The organism is Rhizobium sp. WW22 (assembly GCF_047041135.1).
Lineage (GTDB): Bacteria > Pseudomonadota > Alphaproteobacteria > Rhizobiales > Rhizobiaceae > Rhizobium.
The window spans coordinates 1,249,238-1,270,082 of record NZ_CP178199.1; the positions used below are offsets into that span (position 1 = coordinate 1,249,238).

Below are 20,845 nucleotides of genomic sequence, written 5' to 3' on the forward strand. Positions count from 1 at the left end.
CGATACGATATTATGTATCATAAATTACGATACTATTGAGCCAAATCGATGCGCATAAGGATATCGCGGCCATAGTTGCCGAAACCGCGGCCGAAAATATTGATGCCACCGGTGTTGCGCGCATCGTCGGCAATCCCGATCCGCAGGCGGATCGACGAATGCTGACTGATGGCAAGATCATCGATCGTCACATCGGAAGAGGCAACGCCGTCGATGAAGGTGCCCTTCTTGGAGATTCGCCAGGTCTTGAGCTTGCCGTATTGAGAGCCTTCGAGCTTCCACCAGCTTGGCGTAAAAGCCCCGCGCTTATCGCCATAATCGCCCGGAGACGTCCATGTGCCAACGGCGACGCCGTTGATCCACACAGTGATGTCGGACGGCCAGTCCGGATTGGTGCCAGGCACTTCGGACGAGAGCTCCATCGAGAATTCGATGGCATTGACGTTCCTGTTCAAGATCTTGGCATTGTTCGGGAATTTATACTCGACATGGCCACGCCCGAACCAGAGAAGACCTGCCTGCATGCGCTGCGGATCAAGGAAATAGTCGGGAACATCAAGCAGGCCAATGACGCCCTCGGTCGAGCACAGGCCACAAGGCGCATGCGTCTCGCAGCTCGTGTAGAGACCGATCGGCATGGCGACTTCGATCACGTCCTCATCATGCTTGAAGGCCTGATCCTCGAAGCTCAGCAGGATCTCATCGTAAAGCGCGGTACAGATCTTCTGGTAACCCTTGCGCGCCTTTGCAGCCTTGGTCTCGACAAGACCGGCCTCCTCCAGGATCATGATACCAGTCGCGACGGTCGATTGCGGCAGATCAAGCTCCCGGGCGATCTCGTTGACATTCAGCGAGCCCCTTGCGCAGAGCAGCTTCAACATATCGACACGTGCCGGCGCCGATAACGCCCGGAAAACCGCAGCGTTCTCACCCGCATAAATTGTCAGAAAGCCGCGCTGCATAAAATCCTGAATTCCCCATCAATAGATTTCATTTATATCAGGATTTTTGATTTCACAAGAGATATTACTCGAGATGCTCCGGCCTAGCGCCTTCTCCACGCAATGAGAAGACGCCAGCCAGCTCGCGGGCTATACAACTTGGCGGGACGGAATCCTAGATCGCCGCTCAGCCTCCAGTTTTACCGGCATGTCTCTATCCGCTTCAAGGCAGCGGTAATGCCTGACAGCGAGTAGGAATAACTCGTCTCGGTGCCTCGCTTAGAGGTTGCCTGCAGTTGCAACTGAGCACCGCCTTTCATGGCGTTGACCATGGTCGGCTCCTGCGATTCGTTTTTTACCCAGCCGTGCCGGTCTTTCGTAAACATCGGGAATGTCTTGTCGCCGACCGTCGCCGTCATCTGAGCACCGTCTTTCAGGTCATAGCCCATCGCGGCCTCCGGAACCAATTTATCGCCGGGAGACAGACGCGAGACGATGAAGAAATTGTCGCCATGGTCGACACTGGCGGGCTGCTGCGCAACCGGCCTCGATAGAACATAGCAATTCACATTGTCGCCGGACTTATAAGAATATGCGCCCCAATGATCGAATTGATCGATACGGACGGGCACTTCCGCATGCGCGATACCGGCGCTGAATGCGACGAAGACCAGAGCGGGGGCGAAATTTCTTGCAAACATGGTTTCCTGCCATTTCTTGTTTCAAGGACATTGAAAGCGAGAGATGCACTCACACGCACGGCAGTTTCGGTGCGGTGCGTTATCTGATTGTTAATGTCTTCGTTAAAATTTGTTCATGTTAGGAAACGCGCAGGAAACCATATACGGGAAGAACACAACCCCGTCGGCATTGACGATCAGTTCACAGATTGCGCTGTTCCATCCGCTGCATCCATGCACATATAGCCGCCTGAACCTACGGCTTTTGCAAGCCATGCCATGAAGACGCAAGCGAGCGGCAGCTTTGACGTGCCGGTTTCTGCATGGACATGCGTGATGCAAAATCAGGCCGTGCTAACCGGATATAGTAATAGGACTGCACCATGAAGAAGATCGGTTTCCTTTCATTCGGCCACTGGACGCCCTCGCCCCAGTCGCAAACCCGTTCAGCTGCCGATACGCTGCTGCAATCGATCGACCTCGCCGTGGCGGCCGAACAGCTGGGTGCGGACGGCGCCTATTTCCGAGTGCATCATTTCGCACGTCAGCTTGCCTCACCCTTCCCACTGCTGGCAGCTGTCGGCGCCAAGACCAGCCGCATCGAAACCGGCACTGCCGTCATCGACATGCGCTATGAAAATCCTTTCTACATGGCCGAGGATGCCGGCGCTGCCGATCTTATCGCCGGCGGCCGGCTGCAACTCGGCATTAGCCGCGGCTCGCCCGAACAGGTAATCGACGGGTGGCGCCATTTCGGCTATGCCCCAATGGAAGGCGAAAGCGATGCCGATATGGGCCGCAGGCATACGGAAGTGCTGCTCGATCTGCTGCGCGGCGAAGGCTTCGCACAGCCCAACCCTCGGCCAATGTTCCCCAACCCGCCAGGCCTGTTGCGCTTGGAACCCTATTCCGAGGGCCTGCGCGAGCGGATCTGGTGGGGTGCCGGCTCCAATGCCACGGCCGTATGGGCCGCGAAGCTCGGCATGAACCTGCAGAGCTCGACGCTGAAGGATGATGAAAGCGGCCTACCCTTCCACGTCCAGCAGGCCGATCAGATCAGGCTCTATCGCGAGGCCTGGAAAGAAGCCGGGCACAAACGCGAGCCGCGAGTTTCGGTTAGCCGCAGCATCTTCGCGCTGGTGAACGATCTCGACCGCGCCTATTTCGGCCAGAGCGGCAAGGATGCTGACAAGATCGGCTTCATCGATGAAAAGACACGGGCCATTTTCGGCCGCAGCTATGCCGCAGAACCGGATGTGCTGATCGAGGAGTTGGCAAAGGACGAAGCCATCGCCGCGGCCGACACCCTGCTGTTGACGGTGCCGAACCAGCTTGGGGTCGACTACAACGCCCATGTCATCGAGAGCATCCTGACGCATGTCGCACCGGCATTGGGGTGGCGCTAGGAGGGTTCTGAAACAGGACGAGACAAAACTGACCGCCCGCGAAGCTCACCTTCGCGGGCGGTCGTTTCAGATTTTACCACGTGAAGGGCGCATGCTTGGCGGATCAAGCCAAAGCGTAGTGACGCCGCAGCCTATGAAGTGCTGCCAATACCAGCAGCGCCATGACAGCGGAGAAAGCCACAAGCGGCCATGCGCTATCGCCATCCAGTGCGGTGATCGCCAGCGTCCCGACGAGACTCACAATCAGGCTCTGAATACAGAAATAGAACGCCACCGCCGATCCGGCGATATCGCCGAACTCCGCCAGAGCGCCGTTCGCCGTAACCGATCCCGCAAAGACGATGCCGACCGCCATGATCCACATCGGCAGCACGAAGCTTGCGAAGGACGGCACTCCGTAGAGTTGGCCAAGCGCAAGAGCTGCCGCACCGATAAGAAGCAGTCCCATGCCCCGCGCAACACAGCCTGCGACACCCCATCTTTCGACAAACCATCCGGCGAAGCGTGCCGCCGCAATCATCACGACGGCAACCGTTGCAAAGGCAATGCTGAAACCGAGCTGGGAGTAGCCGGCCCTGCCGATCAGCACGCGCGGTGCGGTCGAGAAGAACACGAAGAATGTGCCCATGCCCGCGCTGAAGGCGAGAGTATAAGTCCAGAACGACCGGCTTTTGAAGATCGGCCATATGGAACGGCGCGGGCCGATAGAGCCTTGAGGCCTCGTTTCATGCCACTTCGCCATGGCTTGAAAAGTCGCAGCCAGCGCCAAAAGCGCAAGCAATATGAAAATAGCACGCCAGCCGAACTGATCGGCAATCATGGCGCCGGCTATGGGGCCGAGTGCGGGCACGAAGGAGAGTATCGATCCGAATGTGGCATAGATAATGGCCTGCTCCGGACGATTGCCGTAGACATCCCGCACGGTCGCGAAGGTCGCGACCAAGGCTGCCGACGCGCCCATGGCCTGCAGCAGGCGGCATAGAACGAAGATGGGAGCGCTCCATGACAGGGCCGCTCCGAGAGAGGCGACGGCGAACAGAAGCGCGCCGGAAAGCAGGACTGGGCGGCGGCCGATACGATCCGAAAGCGGGCCGAACACCAGCTGCCCGAGACCCAGCATGATCATATAGAGGCTCAGTGTCAGCTGGATCATAGCAGGCGTGGTGTCGAGAATGCCGGGCATCGACGGCACGACAGGGAGGTAGATATCCATGGCCAGCGAGGCGAGGATATCAAAAGGCGCCATCAGCAGCAGTGCCGCCGGCAGCGAGTAGGCCCATGACGGGCGTATATCAGACATGAGAAATTCCGCTCGAAAGAGAGTTCGGGCGGCGCCTGCCACTGGTATCAACGGGAATGAGTTCGACAGCACGCCGCAACAAGAAAAAGCTGTTGCGGCTTATTTATCTGCTGACTTGGAATTCCCCATGCCGATGGCCTCGTGGCGAGATACGTGATGGCCACAGCGTTTAGCAGATGACATCGAACCGAGCAATATGTTGCGACGGGCATGGTCGCAGCCACCACATTCAATGCTGTCGGCCGCGCATCGAAAATGAGGTGAAAATCTAATGATTTTTTAACCATGATCGTGCCCTAACTACTTGTAATTTCTTTCCTGGAGCAGATTATGGTGCGCGCATCGAAAATGGACGAGTTGAACGATAGGCTCGACTTTGTTGGACTGGGACAGGATGCCAGGCAGGCTCTGGCAGAGCTGCAGCCGACTATCGAATCCGCCGTCAAAGGCTCTCTCGACACCTTTTACGAGAAGATCACCAAACATCCGGCGATGTCGAAATTCTTTTCGTCGCAACAGCATGTACACCACGCCAAATCCAAGCAGCAGGACCATTGGAAGACGATCGCGTCAGGCAAATACGGACCTGATTATGTCGAAGCGGTCTCGGCGGTGGGCAGGACCCATGCCCGCCTCGGCCTCGAGCCGCGCTGGTATATTGGCGGCTACGCCTTGATCCTCGAAGGGATGGTGCGATCGATCGTCGCACAGCAGCTCAATGGTTTCATGCAGCGCAAGCATGAACAAGTCCTCTCACGGCGGCTGTCGGCGATCGTCAAGGCCGCCCTCGTCGACATGGATTACGGCATTTCGGTTTACCTGCAGGTGCTCGCCGATGAGCGCGACCGCGCGGAATCCGAGCGGGCTGCTGCCCAGCGCGAGCAGGAACGCGCGCTTAACGCACTCGGCATAGCGCTGAACGGTCTTGCAAACGGCGACCTCACGGCTGATATCACAGAAGCCCTTTCGGCCGAATTCGAGGTCTTGAAGAGCAACTATAACGAGTCGCTCGCATCCCTCGGCACTGCAATGCAGCGCATCGAAGATTCAGTGACACGCGTTCGCGACGAAGCCGGTTCGATCTCGTCCGCCGCTGACAACATGGCAAGGCGCACGGAACAGCAAGCCTCTGCCCTTGAAGAAAGTGCCGCTGCGATCGACCAGATCACCACGATTTCCGAACAGACCGCTGAGCGGACGCGCGAGGTTCAGGCAATCGTCAAGGAATCCGCCTCGGAGGCGGAACGCTCGCGCGAGGTCGTGCAGCAGGCCGTCTCCGCCATGGGCGATATCGAAACCTCGTCGCGCAAGATGACAGATATTATCTCCGTCATCGATGACATCGCCTTCCAGACCAACCTTCTGGCTTTGAACGCCGGCGTCGAGGCGGCGAGAGCGGGCGAACAGGGCAAGGGCTTCGCCGTCGTCGCCCAGGAAGTCCGCGAATTGGCGCAGCGTTCGGCGACCGCCGCAAAGGAAATCAAGGATCTCATCGACAGATCATCCAACGATGTGCGTCGCGGCGTGGAGCTCGTCAACCGGACCGGAGAGGCGCTGGCGCTCATCGGTAATCAGGTCGCTTCCATCGACCGGAATGTCGGTGCAATCGCCCGTTCGGCGCAGGAACAGGCCGTCGGCATCAGCGAGATCAATTCCGCCGTTCGCAACATGGATCAGATGACCCAGCAGAATGTTGCGCTAATGGAAGAGACGAATGCCTCGACGCGACACCTCGCCGATATCAGCAACGAGCTCGCCGGTCTGGTCGGACGATTCAAGACCGTGCGTTCGGGAACGCGGACCGGGGCCGTCAGGCTGAAACTCGCAAGCTGAAACAGTTGCCGCACACCGCAATCATCCGCATTCCAATTGCCACTTATTCCAAACGGCTCCGGATATGAACCCGGGGCTGTCTTCAACTATACAGCCTCACGGCATCTCCTCGATTTCAGCCAACAGCCATTGGCGAAACACCTTCATGGACGCCGTCTCCGCTCGCGATTTCAAGCGCGTCAGCCAGTAGCTGCCGGTCATCGCGGTAATCCGGAACGGCTGCATGATCCTGCCGGCTTCGATATCATGGGAAAACATGGCGACCGGCACCAACGCGACACCGACGCCGCGTGCTGCAGCCTCCACCAGCGTCAGCGACGAATCGAACATCCAGCCACGAAGATGCGGTGGCGGCAGGCCCGCCGCCCTGAACCAGAGCGACCATTCATCGACCCGATAGGATCGCAACAGTTCGACATCGACGAGATCGGCAGGCGTACGCAATCGCGCGCCGATATCCGGCGTGCAAACTGGGGAGAGTGGCGCATCCATAAGATGGATCGCCTCGGTTCCATGCCATGCACCGTCACCGAAGCGCAGGAAGAAATCCAGTCCGTCGAGCACCATGTCGGCTCGGTTGTTGTTGGTCTTCAGGCGCAGATCGACATGGGGATGCTGCGCCTTGAAACTGCCGAGGCGCGGCAGGAGCCAGCCGATCGCGAAAGTCCCGACGACGCCGACCGTCAGGATCTCGGCGAAATTCCCCTCCTCCAACTGGCTGAGCGTGGCGCTCATGCGGCGGAAGGCGTCCGTCAGCACCGGAAGCAACGCATGCCCCTCGTCGGTCAGCGCGAGGCCGCGTGGCAGGCGCTTGAAGAGGGTCACGCCCAGCACGTCTTCCAACGCCTTGACCTGATGGCTGATCGCCGTCTGCGTGACCCGAAGCTCCAGGCCAGCCCGCGTAAAACTGCCATGCCGCGCCGAGGCCTCGAAAACCCGCAGCGCGTTCAGCGGCAGTTGGGAAATGTCCATTTGTGTCCTAAGGCCAAGTTTTTCTCATGTCTAAGCCCAGAATTGATCGTTTGTCTAGGGCAGAAACCAGAGCCATAGTCTGCCTCGCACGGTGATTTGCCAGACCCCAATGACGTCCACGGGCTGATAGGCGCTCCGTTGCCCAACGCAAAATCGAAGTGGAAACAAGATGACGATCTTATTGTCGCGCCGGCAAAGCCTTGCCGGCAGCTTGCTTGCGCTGCCTGTACTGGCAGGGCTGAGCTCGGTTGGACGTACTGCAGACGATAATACAGGCGAGGCGCAGCTTGCCGCGCTCGAAAGCAAGCATCCAGGCCGCATCTGTGTCAGCATTCTGGACATGGCAAGCGGCAGGCGCATCGAGCACCGCGCCGGCGAGCGCATTCTCATGTGCAGCACGTTCAAGGCGCTGGCGGCAGCTCTCGTGCTTGCTCGCGTCGACAAGGGAGAAGAGAAGCTCGACCGACGCATTCATTACAAGAAGAGCGATCTCATCGACTATTCTCCGACCACCAAACCCAATGCCGGAGAAAATGGCATGACCGTTGGCGAACTTTGCGCAGCGGCCGTGACGCTCAGCGACAATACCGCGGCCAATCTGCTGCTCGCGAGCTTTGGCGGCCCGGAGGCAATTACGACCTTCTGCCGCAGCATAGGCGACGAGATCACCCGCCTCGACCGCACCGAGCCCACGCTGAACTATCACGACACACCGAACGATGAGCGCGACACGACGACAGCTTCGGCGATGCTGGAAAACCTGCAGCGGCTTCTGTTCACCGATGTGCTGACGCCCGCCTCGCGATCGCAGCTCGCGGCCTGGCTGATCACCAACAAGACGGGCGACGCCCGCCTGCGCGCCGGGCTTCCGAAGGATTGGCTGGTGGGCGACAAGACCGGAACAAATGGCAACAAACACGGCAATGCCAACGACATCGCGGTGCTATGGCCAACGAAGCGCGCGCCCATCATCGTGACGGCCTATTGCGAGATCCCCGCCATCGCAGCTGACGAACGCAACGCCATCATTGCCGAAATCGGCCGCATTGCCGCGGCGATCTGAGAACATACGCCCCGGATAACAACCGCCACCAATCATCACCTCTTTTTCGACCGTACGATCCTGCACGGTCGATCATCACAATGAGGATATCATTTTGAATATACGTACCAATTCTTTGCAGAAGATCGGCTTCGTCGCCAGCTGCCTTTTCTATGGCGTCGGCGCACAGGCTGCCGACGGCAATGACCAAGATCGGCTGGAGCGGGCCGTCAACGAGATCGTCCGCCCGCTGATGAAGGAAAACGATGTGCCGGGCATGGCGATCGCGCTGACCGTCAAAGGCAAGCGTTATGTCTTCAACTATGGCGTCGCCTCGAAGGAGAGCGGCCAGAAGGTGACGAGCGACACGATCTTCGAGCTCGGCTCTATCAGCAAGACCTTTACGGCAGCGCTCGGCTCCTACGCTCAAGTCCGTGGAAAACTGTCCTTTTCCGACAAGGCGACGAAATATATGCCGGAACTTGCGGGCAGCAGCTTCGACAGGATCAGCCTGCTCGATCTCGCCACATACTCGGCAGGCGGTCTGCCACTGCAGTTTCCCAGCGACGTGACGGATCAGGACAAGATGGTTGCCTATTATCGCAAATGGCATCCCACCTTTGCGCCCGGTACGTATCGGCAATATTCCAATCCCAGCATCGGCCTATTCGGTTACCTGGCAGCGCAGGCCGTCGGAGAGCCGTTCGATACGCTGATGCAGGAAAAAATTCTTCCTGGTCTTGGCCTCCGTCACACCTATGTCCGCGTTCCACCGGCTGAGATGGCCAATTATGCCTATGGCTATTCCAAGCAGGGCAAGCCGATCCGCGTCAACGGCGGCGTTTTCGATACGCAGGCCTATGGCATCAAGACTACCAGCTCCGATATGCTTGCCTTTCTTGAAGCGAATATGGGCGAAGCAAAGCTCGACGATAAGCTTCAGCAGGCAATCGACGCGACGCATGTCGGCTATTACCGTGTCGACAACACGACGCAGGCGCTCGGTTGGGAGATCTATGCCTATCCAACGACGCTTGCCCGGCTGCTTGCCGGCAATTCGTCAGACATGGCATTTGAGCCCCATAAAATCAGCCGGCTCGACCCGCCTCAGCAGCCGCGCAAGGATATCCTGCTCAACAAGACGGGCTCAACGAACGGTTTTGGCGCATACGCGGCCTTCATACCGGCCAGACAGGTCGGCATCGCTTTGCTTGCAAACAGGAATTTTCCGATCCCCGCGCGCGTCGCGGCAGCCTACAAAATCCTGACAGCCGTCGAGGACATGCAGGGATCCAATGCGGTCCAGTAAAGAGCTGCTATGAGGATTTAATTGCTTCAACAAACGGCCGGCCTTGCGAAATATCGAGGCCGGCCACCGTCATTTATCGATTGCCGGAAGACCGTCGCGCGGCAACATCAGCTTGGGAGGCTTCCGTTCCGTTGAAGAATTCCTGCAGAAGGCGGGTAATGCGCTCTGGTGGTGTACCCTTTGCATATTCTTCCTGCATCCGGCGTCTGACCAATATTTCTAAGACTGACATGTCTTTCACCTCATATATCCGGCGCAAGGAAAATGTCGCTCTCAATGGCGCGGGAGGCAAGTTACAGTTTTTTCATGATCTTAGCGGCGCGACCGAAGAAGCTCTGATCTTGCCGGTATCGCGTTCCACCCGAAGCGGAGTTTACCGAAGCGTGATCAATCTGCCACTTGCCAAATCCCGGCTCATCGTAGAATTGAAAGCGGCCAATCGGTCGGTTGTTTGCGCTTCCTTAACTTCCGTGCTTTAGCGGGCCACACCCCGACCATTGGATGATGTCGCCTGCAAGGAATGAATAATGCCCATAAAAAAAAGCTCCGCCTCTGACGTTTTCCAGCGCAAGATTTCAGATTTTTGCGATCTGCGGCTCAAGCCGCTGCTTCAGCCGCGTAGCTTCGAGAATATCAAAGGCTTCATGATCGGCCTTATCGTTTTCCAATCGCGCCCTCCTCTCCGGGCAGGACGTGTGGATTTCCAGGAAATAGCCTCTCTCTGCGGCATGGACGAGGAAATGAGCCCCGAGTTCAAACGGGCCGCCCAGCCCGGCTTCGATGCGATTCTTCGCTGGCTTGGGGCGCCGAAAACCAGCACGGCACGGAAGCCCCCCGTCGCCACGAAGCTCCCTTTAAGAGTTCCCGCCAAGCCTATTTCTGCACGGCCTCTGCGTCGTATGGCTTCCTAAAATGAACTGCGTACCGGCCATGATGGCCGGTACGTCCTTTATCTGCCTCGTCGGCAGAACACAAAACCCCACACAGCTTCGAGTACCGATCCAATCGGCAACGCCGGCAGGCAGGACGCAGCCCCATCTCGTCCGCGACCGGTTTTGTTCCGACGCGACGAGTGGTTGGCGTCCGCCGAATGCTTTGAAGACCGGCGAACCGGGCGTGACAGCTGGGTAAGATTGGCGAGACTGTCGATGCTTACCAATGTGGATATATCTTCAGGCAGCAATTGACTATCAATTCTATAGAGAAAGGAATGAAGAAGCGACGACCTCTTCAAAAATGAAATGCCTTTTCTCGAAGACCAGCTTTTAATGCGGCATCGTGGCGCCAAATGAAATCGGAGCCCGCCCATGAACGCGCAACTGCACCATATCAACGCCACGCATCCTGAGGCCACCTTGCTGGAGACCGAACAGCAGGCGCTGGCCGTCGCGCAGGAGCTGGCCCAGCGTTTTGCCGCCACCGCCTCGGAGCGCGATAGCGAGAGGCTGCTTCCCTTTGCCGAGATGGATGCGCTGGCACAATCCGGGCTCTTGGCAATTACGGTTCCCGAGGAGTATGGCGGCCTGGATGTCTCCAATGCCACCTTGGCGGAGATCACGGCGACACTCGCCCAGGCCGACGGTTCGATCGGACAGATTCCGCAGAACCACTTCTACATTCTTGAAGCCTTGCGCGTCGATGGTTCGGAAGATCAGAAGCGCTATTTCTTCGGGCGCGCATTGGCCGGCGATCGCTTCGGCAACGCTCTTTCCGAGCGCGGCACGAAGACAGTCGGGCACTATGATACGCGTATCACCCGCGATGGTCCGGGCTATCGCATCAATGGCCGCAAGTTCTATTCGACGGGCGTCCTCTTCGCCGATTGGGTCACTGTCTTTGCGCTCGACGAAGCCGACAAGCTGGTCATGGCCTTCGTCCCGAAGGGAACGGAAGGCATCGAAATCATTGACGATTGGGATGGCTTCGGGCAGCGCACGACCGGCAGCGGCACCACGGTCCTCAACAATGTCTATGTGAATGCCGACCATGTCGTTCTTCACCACAAAGGCTTCGAACGGCCGACGACGATTGGCTCCGTCGGCCAGATCATTCATGCCGGCGTCGATCTCGGCATCGCTCGGGCAGCCTTTGCCGAAACGCTTGATTTCGTGAAGACCCGATCGCGCCCCTGGATGGATAGCGGTGTAGAGCGGGCGAGCGACGATCCGCTGACAATCGCCAAGGTCGGGCAGATCGCCGTCCGGCTGGAAGCTGCTACCGCGACCGTCGAGCGCGCCGGCCGCAAGGTCGATGCCGCCCAGGTCGAGACAACAGAAAAGAGGGTGGTCGAGGCGACGCTCGCGGTGGCGGCCGCAAAGGTGCTGACAACGGAAATTGCCATCGAAGCGAGCAACACCTTGTTTGAGCTCGCCGGCACGGCCTCGGTCAAGCTCGATCTCAATCTCGATCGCCACTGGCGCAATGCCCGCACGCATACGCTCCACGATCCGGTTCGCTGGAAATATCACGTCGTCGGCAATTATCACCTCAACGACGTCATCCCGCCGAAAAACGGCGCGCTTTAACGGATAGACGAAAGCCCCGTCGCCGGCGACGAGGCTTTCACATAATCAAAAGCACAGATCCACAGCGCCACGCTGAAGCCAATTAGTGCCGATCCATATTGGTTTCCATGGGCTGACCGGCTGACATCGCGAGACTTTCCAGACCGGTTGCAACGACCGATACCCTGAATACCCCGTCGAGAGTCTTGTCGAAGATGGCACCGACGACGATATCGGCATCCGCAAAGACTTCGTCGCGGATGCGGCTGGCGGCCTCATCGACCTCGAACAGCGTCATGTCCGTTCCGCCGGAAATGGAGATCAGCACGCCGCGCGCGCCCTTCATGCTCATGTCGTCCAGAAGCGGATTGGAGACTGCGGCATCTGCCGCTTTCAATGCGCGGCCCGGTCCTGAAGCTTCGCCCGTTCCCATCATCGCACGTCCCATTCCCCGCATCACGGATTTGACATCGGCGAAGTCGAGATTGATGAGACCTTCCTTGATGATCAGGTCCGTGATGCAGCTGACGCCCGCATAAAGGACGCGGTCCGCAGTCACAAAGGCGTTTGCGAAGGTGGTCGTGGCGTCCGCAATGCGAAACAGGTTCTGATTGGGAATGACGATAACGGTGTCCGCACTTTCGCGCAGTCGCTCGATGCCCTCGTCAGCCGTGCGCATGCGCCGGTTGCCCTCGAACGTGAAGGGCTTGGTGACGACACCGACCGTGAGGATGCCCGCCTGCCGCGCGACCTGAGCGATGATCGGCGCGGCGCCCGTACCGGTGCCGCCGCCCATTCCGGCCGTCACGAAGCACATATGCGTGCCCTGGAGATGATCCATGATCTCATCGATGGATTCCTCGGCGGCGGCTCGTCCGATTTCCGGCAGGGAGCCTGCACCGAGGCCCTCCGTCACCTGTGCGCCAAGTTGAATGCGCCTGGTCGCTTTGGACGTCGCAAGCGCCTGCGCATCCGTGTTTGCCGCGATGAATTCAACGCCCTGAAGTTGTTGCGCGATCATATTGTTGATCGCGTTGCCGCCGCCACCGCCGACACCGACGACAGAAATCTTCGGTATCACCCCGGAAAGTGGTGCGCGCGTGTCAGCCATGAAGGACTCCATTGGATCGATTTCATTCTCAATCGAGATCGCCTGCCCTTCTGGAGGTTGAAAACGATTCGTGAGCGAAGAGATCCTAATGAGGAACGTGTGCGGATTGCGGCATGCGCCGGCAACCCTCCACAGAATAATGAGTTGAGCACAGGATTTGTAAGCCGGATATTGAAACATCAATCATCCAGCTGCGTGAAGGCCACAATCGGCAAGCCTGCTTGAAGCTGTGGTGTGCTCCAACCCTGGCCCACACCACACCAGATATAAATGACGCTAACCGATCTTGAGTACAGGTGGAGTCAGCACCCGCGCAGCGCAGATTATGAGCCTATGCCCTTTTTAGACTGCGCCACGTCCTCGCCCTCGTGTCAGCTGTAGAGACTGACTTCAGGAATCCGGTCGTTCAAAACGAATTCGCCAACTTCCTTGGCCTTGTAGAAGACCGGATCGTGCAGCGTGTGCGTCCGTACATTGCGCCAGAAGCGGTCGAAACGATATTTCTCCGCGGTCGAGCGCGCTCCGGTGAGTTCGAAGACGCGCGAGGTGATATCGAGTGAAACATGGGTCGCATGCACCTTCGCCGCATAGGCTTCGGCTGCTGCCTCGCCGCGCTCGCGTGCCGTTGCCCTGCTTCCTCCCGCAAGCGCCTCCTGCACCGTTGCCGCAGCGCTGTCGGCCAGCGCAGCGGAAGCCTTCAAGGCCGCAGTGAACTCGCCGACACGCTCGAGAATATAGGGATCGTCCGATGCACGTTCGACGCCGGATGTGACCCACGGTCGAGTCGTGCTGCGGACATAGTCGACCGCCTCTCGCAAAGCGCCTTCAGCCGTGCCGAGATAGAAGTTCACGAAAACGAGCTGAATGAGGGGTGTGTTGAAGGTTGCGAGCACCGGCGCTTCGCCGCCGACGGTTGCCGCCCTATCCAGATCCTCTTCGTAGACGGGAAAATCGTGGAATTCGACGCTGCCGCTGTCCGACAGTCTCTGGCCGAAATTGTCCCAATCGTCATTAGCCTTGTAACCCGCCCGATTGGTCGGAACGGCAAAACCGACGATCCCATCATCAAGAGCGGCATTGGCGTTGATGTAATCCGACACGTGGGCGGCGGTGGAGAAGGATTTGCGGCCGTTCAGGACATAGCCATTGCCGCGGCGCGTCAATACGAGGCCCGGATCGCGCGGATTGACGGCAGCACCCCAGTAGAGGCTGTTTGCCACCGTCTTGTTGCCGAGCTCCTGCGCACGCGCCTCCTCGAAGGCCCAATAGACATATTGGCTGTTGACGTAGTGATAGCCGAGAAGCTGGCCAATGGAGCTTTCGCCGCGCGCAAGGATGCGCACCAACCGCAAGCCATCCACCCAATCGAGGCCGCCGCCGCCAACCTGCGCAGCATGCAAGGCGTTCAGCAAGCCCGCATTCTTCAGCTTGACGATTTCGCCGAGCGGTGGACGACCTTCGCGATCAAGTTCTGGAGCGCGCTTGGAAAGATCGGCGGCAATCTCTTCCGCTCGGGCAAAAAGGTCTTCCCGCGTGGCGTTTCGACTGCCCGCAAAGACGACGTTGGACTGACTCATTATATGAACTCCGGTTCATGGACGTAGTCCGGCGAGATTAAGAAATTCTCGCCTGGATCGTGGACAGCTGCTTAGAAAAGCTTCTCCGGTATCCAGCTGGCGGTTACCGCGTCGCTCGTGTTGAAAGCAGGAACTTTCTTGGCTAGTTCCTCGATCGTCCGGACATTGGCGGCGCGAAGTCCCTCCTGCGTCAGCAGCGTCGGCTTGACGGTGATCTGATGCGGAACCTCTTGGCCCGCCACCTGCAAAGCGGCGGCTCGGATGGAAACCGCACCGACGACGACTGGATTGGTCGCCACCGTCGCAACCCACGGGCTACCCGGTTCGGTTATTTCCTGAATATCGGCCGTCGATACGTCAGCGGAATAGATCTTCAGCCTGCCCGTGATGCCGAGATCCGTCGCGGCGAGCTTCACGCCGCGCGCGAACTCGTCATAGGGTGCGAAAACGACTGATATGTCGGGATTGGCCGTCAGTGCCGCCTTTGCCTGGTCCGCAGTCGAGGTCGCCGTCGTATCGCTGACATTGCCAAAGCGAGCCTTTTCAACAACCCCTGCATTCTGCTTCTTGAAAGCGTCCCAAACCTCGTTGCGGCGATCGAGCGGCGCAAAACCCGCTACATAGACATAACCTGCCTTGAAGCTGCTGCCGTTGTCCTTGACGGCCTGCTTCAGGGCAAGATCGGCAAGCTCATGATCGCTCTGCTCGACCTGGGGGATCTTGGGATTGTTGAGGTTGACATCGAAGGCAACGACCTTGATGCCCTTGTCGAGCGCCTGCTGAACGACATCGCCGAGAGATTCCGGCAGGCCGTGATCGATAACGATGGCGGAGACACCAAGATTGATCGCCTGGAGGATCTGTTCGCGCTGCGCAGCCGCATCCTGGCGGCCGGGGAAGACGCGCAGATCGATGTCGAGCGCCTTTGCCTGAGCTTCCGCGCCGGCCTGATAAGCCTGGAAGAAGTCGCCGGCCGATATGTAGCTGATCAAGGCGATCTTCACGCCGCCCTTATCAAAGGGGGCGGGAGCGCCACTCACACCGCCAGCCAGCGCAGCCTGCGTAAGAAGAAGAGGAGCAACGGCCGTTAGGGCAAGCCGTGTGAGAAATTTCATTGTCGCGATCCTCACGATCAATCGGAAGCGTCGTCTGACGGAATGATGACCCTGCGACGCATGCAATTATTTAGATATAAACTCTATGTTTTTAGTAGATTAAATCATCTGATTTTACCCGCCTTCGGAGATTCTTTGTTCGCGATGGGAAGGCTTGGCGGCAAGGGCTTGCCTAAAAGATCGCGCAATCTCGCGGGCAGTCCACGCCGGTCTATGGCTGAGGGGCGATAGACCGGCATCCGAAAAAGTGACCATAAAGCTAACGATCATTACGCGGGCTGTGGAAACCCGAACTGTACATTAGAAAGGCAGATGACGGAAATTTCCCCTGCCGCTCCAGTTTTGGAAAAATGTTCCTCCCTTAAATCACTTAAATCTACCTATTTTATATTCTATTGGCATTTATGAATTGCTGGAGAGGATGCTTTCATGACCAAGGGACAGACGACCGGCCTAGGACGCCGGGATATTCTTAAACTGACAGCGGTTGCCGGAACGGCGCTCGCGGCATCGGGCATTCTGTCGAAGACGGCCGCTGCTGCCGACGACGCGTTGTCGTTGAAAGGCAAGCGGATCGCTATCAGCGCGACGGGAACCGACCACTATTTCGACCTGCAGGCCTACAATGCGCAGATTGACGAGGTGAAACGGCTGGGCGGCACGCCGATTGCCGTCGATGCCGGCCGCAACGACGGCAAGCTTGTCTCGCAGCTGCAGACGCTGATTGCGCAGAAGCCGGACGCCATAGTCCAGATCCTCGGCACGCTGAGCGTCATCGACCCCTGGCTGAAGAAGGCCCGCGACGCCGGCATTCCCGTTTTGACCGTCGATGTCGGCTCGACCAATTCGATAAACAACACCACGTCGGACAATTGGGGTATCGGCAAAGACCTGGCGTTGCAGCTCGTCTCCGACATCGGCGGCGAAGGCAATGTCATCATCTTCAACGGCTTTTATGGCGTAACGCCCTGCGCAATCCGCTACGACCAGCTCGTCAATGTGGTCAAATACTTCCCGAAGGTGAAGATCATTCAACCAGAACTTCGGGATGTCATTCCGAATACGGTTCAGGACGCCTTCACGCAGATCACCGCCATCCTGAACAAATATCCGGAGAAGGGCTCAATCAAGGCGATCTGGTCGGCCTGGGACATTCCCCAGCTCGGCGCCACACAGGCGCTCGCGGCCGCTGGTCGTACCGAGATCCGCACCTACGGCGTCGACGGCAGCCCGGAAGTGCTGCAGCTCGTTGCGGATCCCAATTCGCCAGCCGGGGCCGATGCAGCCCAGCAGCCAGCGGAAATCGGTCGCACGGCCATCCGCAACGTCGCCAAGCTGCTTTCGGGGCAAACGCTGCCACGCGAAACCTATGTTCCTGCCCTCTTGGCAAACAAAAGCAATGTCGCCGACGTGATCAAGACGCTCGGCATCGGCTGACGTGCAAACCGGCGATGCGGATTTTCCCGCATCGCCTCTCGAAAGGCGAAGGGCCTCTTTCATGACCGCAGCCGAGCATGTGACCAAAGCAGACAACACGTCGCACATCCTGCGCTTCGACGACATCGTTAAACGTTTCGGCGGCGCGCAGGCGCTGGCCGGAGCGTCGCTTGCCATCAGGCGCGGCACCGTCCATGGGCTTGTCGGCCAGAACGGAGCGGGCAAATCCACCTTGATCAAGCTGCTGGCAGGTCTGCACATCCCGGATGAGGGACGGATCGAGATCGAGGGGCAGGTCTATGAGCGCCTGGCGCCGCATCTGTGCGAAGAGCTCGGCATTCATTTTATCCATCAGGATCGGCTGCTGGTCCCAACCTTCACTGTCGGAGAATCGCTTTTTCTCGGGCGAGAGACCCGCTTCGGCAAGACACCGTTCCTCGACCGCAGCGCCATGCAACGGCGGGCCGCAGAACTCCTTGCCAATTATTTCGGCGTCGATTTGCCAAAGAACGCGCTGATCAGCGAACTGTCGACAGCGGAACGGCAGATCGTCCAGATCACCCGCGCGCTGCTGCACAAGCCGAAGATTCTCGTTTTCGATGAGCCGACCGCAGCGCTGGTGCGCCAGGAAGCTGAGATCCTGTTCCGCCTCATCCGCCGCCTGCGCAGCGAAGGCGTGACCATTATCTACGTCTCGCATTATCTCAATGAAATCGAGGCCTTGTGCGACGATGTTACGGTTCTGCGCAATGGTGTCGATGTCGCGTCTCTGAGGGCAAGCGAAATCTCGGCAGGCAAGATTGCCAACCTGATGGTCGAACGCGATATCGCCGACATGTTTCCCAAGCGGCAAGTCGAACTAGGGAATGAGATACTCAGAGTCAGGAATCTCTCGGCAACAGACCGCTTTCACGATGTCAGCCTCTCACTGCGTCGCGGCGAGATCCTCGGCATTACGGGCTTGCTCGGCTCGGGGGCAAAGGATCTGGTTCGCACCCTCTTCGGGTTGCAGGCGGCAACAGGTGGGACGATCGATGTCGATGCGCGTGGCCTGAAGCTGCGCACCCCGGTCGAAGCCGTCGATCATCAGATCGCCTTGGTGCCGGAGGATAGGCGCGGCCACGGCGTAGGCCTGGAGCTCAGCGTCCGTGAAAACATCACACTGTCGAGCCTGAGCCGCTATACCCGTTTCGGCTTTCTCAACCGCAAGCGAGAAAGCGCCGACGCCGACGAGCTGATCAAGCGGCTGCAAATCAAGACGGCTGGGCGCGAGGTACTGGTGCGGACACTCTCAGGCGGCAACCAGCAGAAGGTGGCGATTGCCAAATGGCTGAGCCGCCATTCGGAAATCTACCTGCTCGACGAGCCGACCGTTGGCGTCGATATCGGCTCGAAGGTCGAAATCTACACATTGATCGGTGAGCTTGCCGCCCGCGGTGCCGGCGTAATCGTGCTGTCTTCGGATCTCCAGGAGCTTGTCGGCATCACCGACAGGATCCTTGTGCTGTTTCGCGGTCGCGTAACGCGCGAACTCATCTCCTCCGAGACGACAACGGACGAAGTTCTGTCGGCATCGACCGGTGCCTTGGAAGGATTGCGCCATGTCGGCTGACGTTCAATTTGCCTCCCTACCCGAAACTTCGACGACAAAGGCGTCGTCGGCCAGCGGCAAGCTTGCCGCTGCCGCCGCCTTGCGGTTCGGTTCATTGCTTGCCTTCGCAGCCATTCTGGTGATTTTCGCTGCGACGGCGCCCTATTTTCTGACGGTCGGCAATATCGGCAACGTGCTCGGACAATCGGCCATTTCGGGTGTTCTCGCCATCGGCCTCACGATCGTCCTGATCGCCGGCGGCTCCAATGTCGTCACCGGCGGCATCGATCTCTCGCTTGCCGCCAATATGGGGCTCAGCGCCGCAGTTTACGCAACCCTCATCCAGCTCGGTTTCAGCGATGTGGTCGCCGGGGCGGCTGCACTGGCCACCGGGCTGGCGATCGGCATCGTCAACGCGCTGGCGATCGTTTTTGCGGGCATTGTGCCGTTGCTCGCGACGCTTGCCGTGATGAATGTGGTCGCCGGGCTGGAGCTGGTCCTGACCCAGAATACCGTGCTTCCGGCCTCGACAGACCTTCTCACCGCACTTTCATCGTCGGACGGGTTTGGCATTCCGATCCTCGCCTATGTGCTGATCGGCTTTACCATCGTCGCGACGGCGATCGTGCAATTCACCCCGCTTGGCCTCAGGCTTTATGCCGTCGGCGAGTTTCCCGAGGCCGCACGCGCCGCCGGCCTGCCGTTGAAGAGCCTGGTTGCGGGGGCGTTCCTAGCCAGCGGGTTCTGCGGCGGCATCGCTGGCATCCTCTCCGTCGCCTATCTCAGCGGCAGCACTACCGGCTCCGGCGAGATGCTGCTTCCCGTCGTCGTCACTGCATTGCTCGGCTCGGTGTTTTCCCGCCGGCTCGTCCCGACCATCGGCGGCACGCTGATCTCGACGCTATTTGTCGGCTTTCTCGTCAATGGCTTCCAGTTGCTCAATCTGCCGAGCACGCTGGTCAGCGGCGTTCAAGGTCTTCTGATCCTCATCGTAGTTTCGGCCACCACACTGCTTCGCAAACGGGAGATCTGAACCGTGATCACTGCCATTGCCCCGACACGGTCATTCGCTGGCCTTGCCCGCTATGGGCTCATCGTCGCCCTTGTGCTCGTCTTCTCGCTGTTTTCGACCGTGGCGCCGACATTTCTCAGTGTCGGCAATCTGCAGAGCATTCTCGTCAACAACTTCACTCTGCTTGCCATTGTCTCGATCGCCATGACTTTTGCCGTTGCAGCCGGCGGTATCGATCTCTCGGTCGGGACGGCCGTCGATTTCGCGAGCTTTGCCTTCGTCTCCGGCATATTGGCTGGTCTACCGGTGCCGCTCGCCGCCCTAGCGGGCCTTGGCGCGGGCGCATTGGTCGGCGCCTTCAATGCCATACTGATTTCGGCAATCGGCGTATCGCCATTCCTGGCAACGCTCGGAACGCTATTCATCGGCCGCAGCATCCAGCAATTGCTCACGGATGGCGGCAATCCGGTCTATCTGCCACCCTCCGGTGTTCCCGCAGCGTTCCGCTTTATCGGGCATGGAACGCTTGTTGGCTTTCCGGTGCCGCTTCTGATCGCAGCAGTCATCATCGCGGCAGCAGCACTGCTATTTGCCCGCATGCGCTTCGGCCGCGCCGTGCTTGCGATCGGCATTCAGCCGCGCACCGTTCGCTATTCGGGCATCGGTCTCGCAAAGCATGTGGCCGTGACCTTCATCCTCACCAGCACGATTGCCGCTTTTGCCGGCCTGATCCTGACGGCGACCGTGACGGTTTATATCCCCTCTTCCGGCAACGGCTTCATGCTGAACGCCATTGGAGCCACTTTCATCGGCACGACCTTTTCGTCGCTGGGGCGGCCGAACGTCGCCGGCACGGTGCTTGGCGTTCTGCTTTTGAGCATCGTCGCCAACGGCCTGCTGCTGACGGGCCTGAATTTCTACTGGCAGCAGGTCGGCACCGGTCTGCTGATCTTCGCCGTGCTCACCTTCAGCTTCGTCAACAAGAAAGCGGTTGGCGCCTGAGCGCCGACCGAAC

At 58.9% G+C, this 20,845-nt stretch carries 17 protein-coding genes; 10 read left to right on the forward strand and 7 right to left on the reverse strand.

The window, feature by feature from the left end; genetic code table 11:
* Nucleotides 1-32 precede the first annotated feature (32 nt).
* Together ACK83U_RS24695 and ACK83U_RS24700 are read right to left on the reverse strand one after the other, a co-directional pair.
* On the reverse strand, nucleotides 33-962 hold the full coding sequence (locus ACK83U_RS24695; protein WP_095436627.1) for an ArsR/SmtB family transcription factor: 930 nt from the start codon (nucleotides 960-962) through the stop codon (nucleotides 33-35).
* A gap of 179 nt (nucleotides 963-1,141) precedes the next feature.
* Nucleotides 1,142-1,642: an invasion associated locus B family protein gene (locus tag ACK83U_RS24700; RefSeq protein WP_112603807.1), complete on the reverse strand. Its 501-nt coding sequence runs from the start codon at nucleotides 1,640-1,642 to the stop codon at nucleotides 1,142-1,144.
* Nucleotides 1,643-2,004: 362 nt separating this feature from the next.
* Here ACK83U_RS24700 and ACK83U_RS24705 point away from each other — a divergent pair, with 362 nt between their 5' ends.
* A complete protein-coding gene (locus ACK83U_RS24705; protein ID WP_112411300.1) occupies nucleotides 2,005-3,027 on the forward strand; it encodes an LLM class flavin-dependent oxidoreductase in 1,023 nt (340 codons plus the stop codon).
* Nucleotides 3,028-3,130: 103 nt separating this feature from the next.
* On the opposite strand, the gene cml is transcribed toward ACK83U_RS24705, so the two are convergent.
* Nucleotides 3,131-4,327 carry a CmlA/FloR family chloramphenicol efflux MFS transporter gene (gene cml / locus ACK83U_RS24710; RefSeq protein ID WP_112603809.1) on the reverse strand — a complete coding sequence of 399 codons (1,197 nt, stop codon included), beginning with the start codon at nucleotides 4,325-4,327 and terminating at the stop codon, nucleotides 3,131-3,133.
* A gap of 330 nt (nucleotides 4,328-4,657) precedes the next feature.
* Between cml and ACK83U_RS24715 the strand changes: the two genes are divergently transcribed.
* Entirely contained in the window at nucleotides 4,658-6,160 is a 1,503-nt protein-coding gene (locus ACK83U_RS24715) for a globin-coupled sensor protein (protein ID WP_112603811.1), read from the forward strand.
* A 96-nt stretch (nucleotides 6,161-6,256) separates the two neighbouring features.
* On the opposite strand, the gene ACK83U_RS24720 is transcribed toward ACK83U_RS24715, so the two are convergent.
* Nucleotides 6,257-7,132 carry a LysR family transcriptional regulator gene (locus ACK83U_RS24720; protein ID WP_112603813.1) on the reverse strand — a complete coding sequence of 292 codons (876 nt, stop codon included), beginning with the start codon at nucleotides 7,130-7,132 and terminating at the stop codon, nucleotides 6,257-6,259.
* A 169-nt stretch (nucleotides 7,133-7,301) separates the two neighbouring features.
* Between ACK83U_RS24720 and bla the strand changes: the two genes are divergently transcribed.
* From bla to ACK83U_RS24740, 4 genes are all read left to right on the forward strand, one after another.
* Nucleotides 7,302-8,195 (forward strand): class A beta-lactamase, encoded by an 894-nt coding sequence (gene bla / locus ACK83U_RS24725; RefSeq protein WP_112603815.1) that lies wholly within the window; start codon nucleotides 7,302-7,304, stop codon nucleotides 8,193-8,195.
* 100 nt (nucleotides 8,196-8,295) lie between these two features.
* Nucleotides 8,296-9,483 carry a class C beta-lactamase gene (gene ampC, locus ACK83U_RS24730; protein WP_162708001.1) on the forward strand — a complete coding sequence of 396 codons (1,188 nt, stop codon included), beginning with the start codon at nucleotides 8,296-8,298 and terminating at the stop codon, nucleotides 9,481-9,483.
* 527 nt (nucleotides 9,484-10,010) lie between these two features.
* Nucleotides 10,011-10,394, forward strand: a complete 384-nt coding sequence (locus tag ACK83U_RS24735) for a hypothetical protein (protein ID WP_112337267.1) — start codon at nucleotides 10,011-10,013, stop codon at nucleotides 10,392-10,394.
* Nucleotides 10,395-10,790: 396 nt separating this feature from the next.
* Nucleotides 10,791-12,008, forward strand: coding sequence for an SfnB family sulfur acquisition oxidoreductase (locus ACK83U_RS24740; protein ID WP_112603823.1), 1,218 nt, complete (start codon nucleotides 10,791-10,793; stop codon nucleotides 12,006-12,008).
* Nucleotides 12,009-12,090: 82 nt separating this feature from the next.
* Here the strand turns inward: ACK83U_RS24740 and ftsZ are convergent, their stop codons facing one another.
* From ftsZ to ACK83U_RS24755, 3 genes are all read right to left on the reverse strand, one after another.
* Nucleotides 12,091-13,098: a cell division protein FtsZ gene (ftsZ, locus tag ACK83U_RS24745; RefSeq protein WP_112415136.1), complete on the reverse strand. Its 1,008-nt coding sequence runs from the start codon at nucleotides 13,096-13,098 to the stop codon at nucleotides 12,091-12,093.
* A gap of 371 nt (nucleotides 13,099-13,469) precedes the next feature.
* A complete protein-coding gene (locus ACK83U_RS24750) occupies nucleotides 13,470-14,675 on the reverse strand; it encodes an acyl-CoA dehydrogenase family protein (protein WP_112603825.1) in 1,206 nt (401 codons plus the stop codon).
* 71 nt (nucleotides 14,676-14,746) lie between these two features.
* On the reverse strand, nucleotides 14,747-15,790 hold the full coding sequence (locus tag ACK83U_RS24755; RefSeq protein ID WP_112603827.1) for a substrate-binding domain-containing protein: 1,044 nt from the start codon (nucleotides 15,788-15,790) through the stop codon (nucleotides 14,747-14,749).
* Nucleotides 15,791-16,219: 429 nt separating this feature from the next.
* Between ACK83U_RS24755 and ACK83U_RS24760 the strand changes: the two genes are divergently transcribed.
* The 4 genes from ACK83U_RS24760 (at nucleotide 16,220) to ACK83U_RS24775 (ending at nucleotide 20,832) form a co-directional block, all read left to right on the forward strand.
* Nucleotides 16,220-17,227, forward strand: a complete 1,008-nt coding sequence (locus ACK83U_RS24760) for a sugar ABC transporter substrate-binding protein (RefSeq protein ID WP_112603829.1) — start codon at nucleotides 16,220-16,222, stop codon at nucleotides 17,225-17,227.
* A 61-nt stretch (nucleotides 17,228-17,288) separates the two neighbouring features.
* Entirely contained in the window at nucleotides 17,289-18,839 is a 1,551-nt protein-coding gene (locus ACK83U_RS24765; RefSeq protein WP_112604045.1) for a sugar ABC transporter ATP-binding protein, read from the forward strand.
* Nucleotides 18,829-19,851 carry an ABC transporter permease gene (locus ACK83U_RS24770; protein ID WP_112603831.1) on the forward strand — a complete coding sequence of 341 codons (1,023 nt, stop codon included), beginning with the start codon at nucleotides 18,829-18,831 and terminating at the stop codon, nucleotides 19,849-19,851. Before ACK83U_RS24765 ends, ACK83U_RS24770 begins: the two co-directional genes overlap by 11 nt.
* A gap of 3 nt (nucleotides 19,852-19,854) precedes the next feature.
* Nucleotides 19,855-20,832, forward strand: a complete 978-nt coding sequence (locus ACK83U_RS24775) for an ABC transporter permease (RefSeq protein ID WP_112603833.1) — start codon at nucleotides 19,855-19,857, stop codon at nucleotides 20,830-20,832.
* Nucleotides 20,833-20,845 lie beyond the last annotated feature (13 nt).

Excerpts from the sequence above, each read along its gene's own strand:
- ACK83U_RS24705 (WP_112411300.1), top strand. The coding sequence starts at position 2,005 with ATGAAGAAGATCGGTTTCCTTTCATTCGGCCACTGGACGCCCTCGCCC.
- ftsZ (WP_112415136.1), bottom strand. The coding sequence starts at position 13,098 with ATGGCTGACACGCGCGCACCACTTTCCGGGGTGATACCGAAGATTTCT.
- ACK83U_RS24755 (WP_112603827.1), bottom strand. The coding sequence starts at position 15,790 with ATGAAATTTCTCACACGGCTTGCCCTAACGGCCGTTGCTCCTCTTCTT.
- ACK83U_RS24700 (WP_112603807.1), bottom strand. The coding sequence starts at position 1,642 with ATGTTTGCAAGAAATTTCGCCCCCGCTCTGGTCTTCGTCGCATTCAGC.
- ACK83U_RS24715 (WP_112603811.1), top strand. The coding sequence starts at position 4,658 with ATGGTGCGCGCATCGAAAATGGACGAGTTGAACGATAGGCTCGACTTT.
- bla (WP_112603815.1), top strand. The coding sequence starts at position 7,302 with ATGACGATCTTATTGTCGCGCCGGCAAAGCCTTGCCGGCAGCTTGCTT.
- cml (WP_112603809.1), bottom strand. The coding sequence starts at position 4,327 with ATGTCTGATATACGCCCGTCATGGGCCTACTCGCTGCCGGCGGCACTG.
- ACK83U_RS24735 (WP_112337267.1), top strand. The coding sequence starts at position 10,011 with ATGCCCATAAAAAAAAGCTCCGCCTCTGACGTTTTCCAGCGCAAGATT.
- ACK83U_RS24740 (WP_112603823.1), top strand. The coding sequence starts at position 10,791 with ATGAACGCGCAACTGCACCATATCAACGCCACGCATCCTGAGGCCACC.
- ACK83U_RS24770 (WP_112603831.1), top strand. The coding sequence starts at position 18,829 with ATGTCGGCTGACGTTCAATTTGCCTCCCTACCCGAAACTTCGACGACA.
- ACK83U_RS24750 (WP_112603825.1), bottom strand. The coding sequence starts at position 14,675 with ATGAGTCAGTCCAACGTCGTCTTTGCGGGCAGTCGAAACGCCACGCGG.
- ACK83U_RS24760 (WP_112603829.1), top strand. The coding sequence starts at position 16,220 with ATGACCAAGGGACAGACGACCGGCCTAGGACGCCGGGATATTCTTAAA.
- ACK83U_RS24765 (WP_112604045.1), top strand. The coding sequence starts at position 17,289 with ATGACCGCAGCCGAGCATGTGACCAAAGCAGACAACACGTCGCACATC.
- ACK83U_RS24695 (WP_095436627.1), bottom strand. The coding sequence starts at position 962 with ATGCAGCGCGGCTTTCTGACAATTTATGCGGGTGAGAACGCTGCGGTT.
- ACK83U_RS24720 (WP_112603813.1), bottom strand. The coding sequence starts at position 7,132 with ATGGACATTTCCCAACTGCCGCTGAACGCGCTGCGGGTTTTCGAGGCC.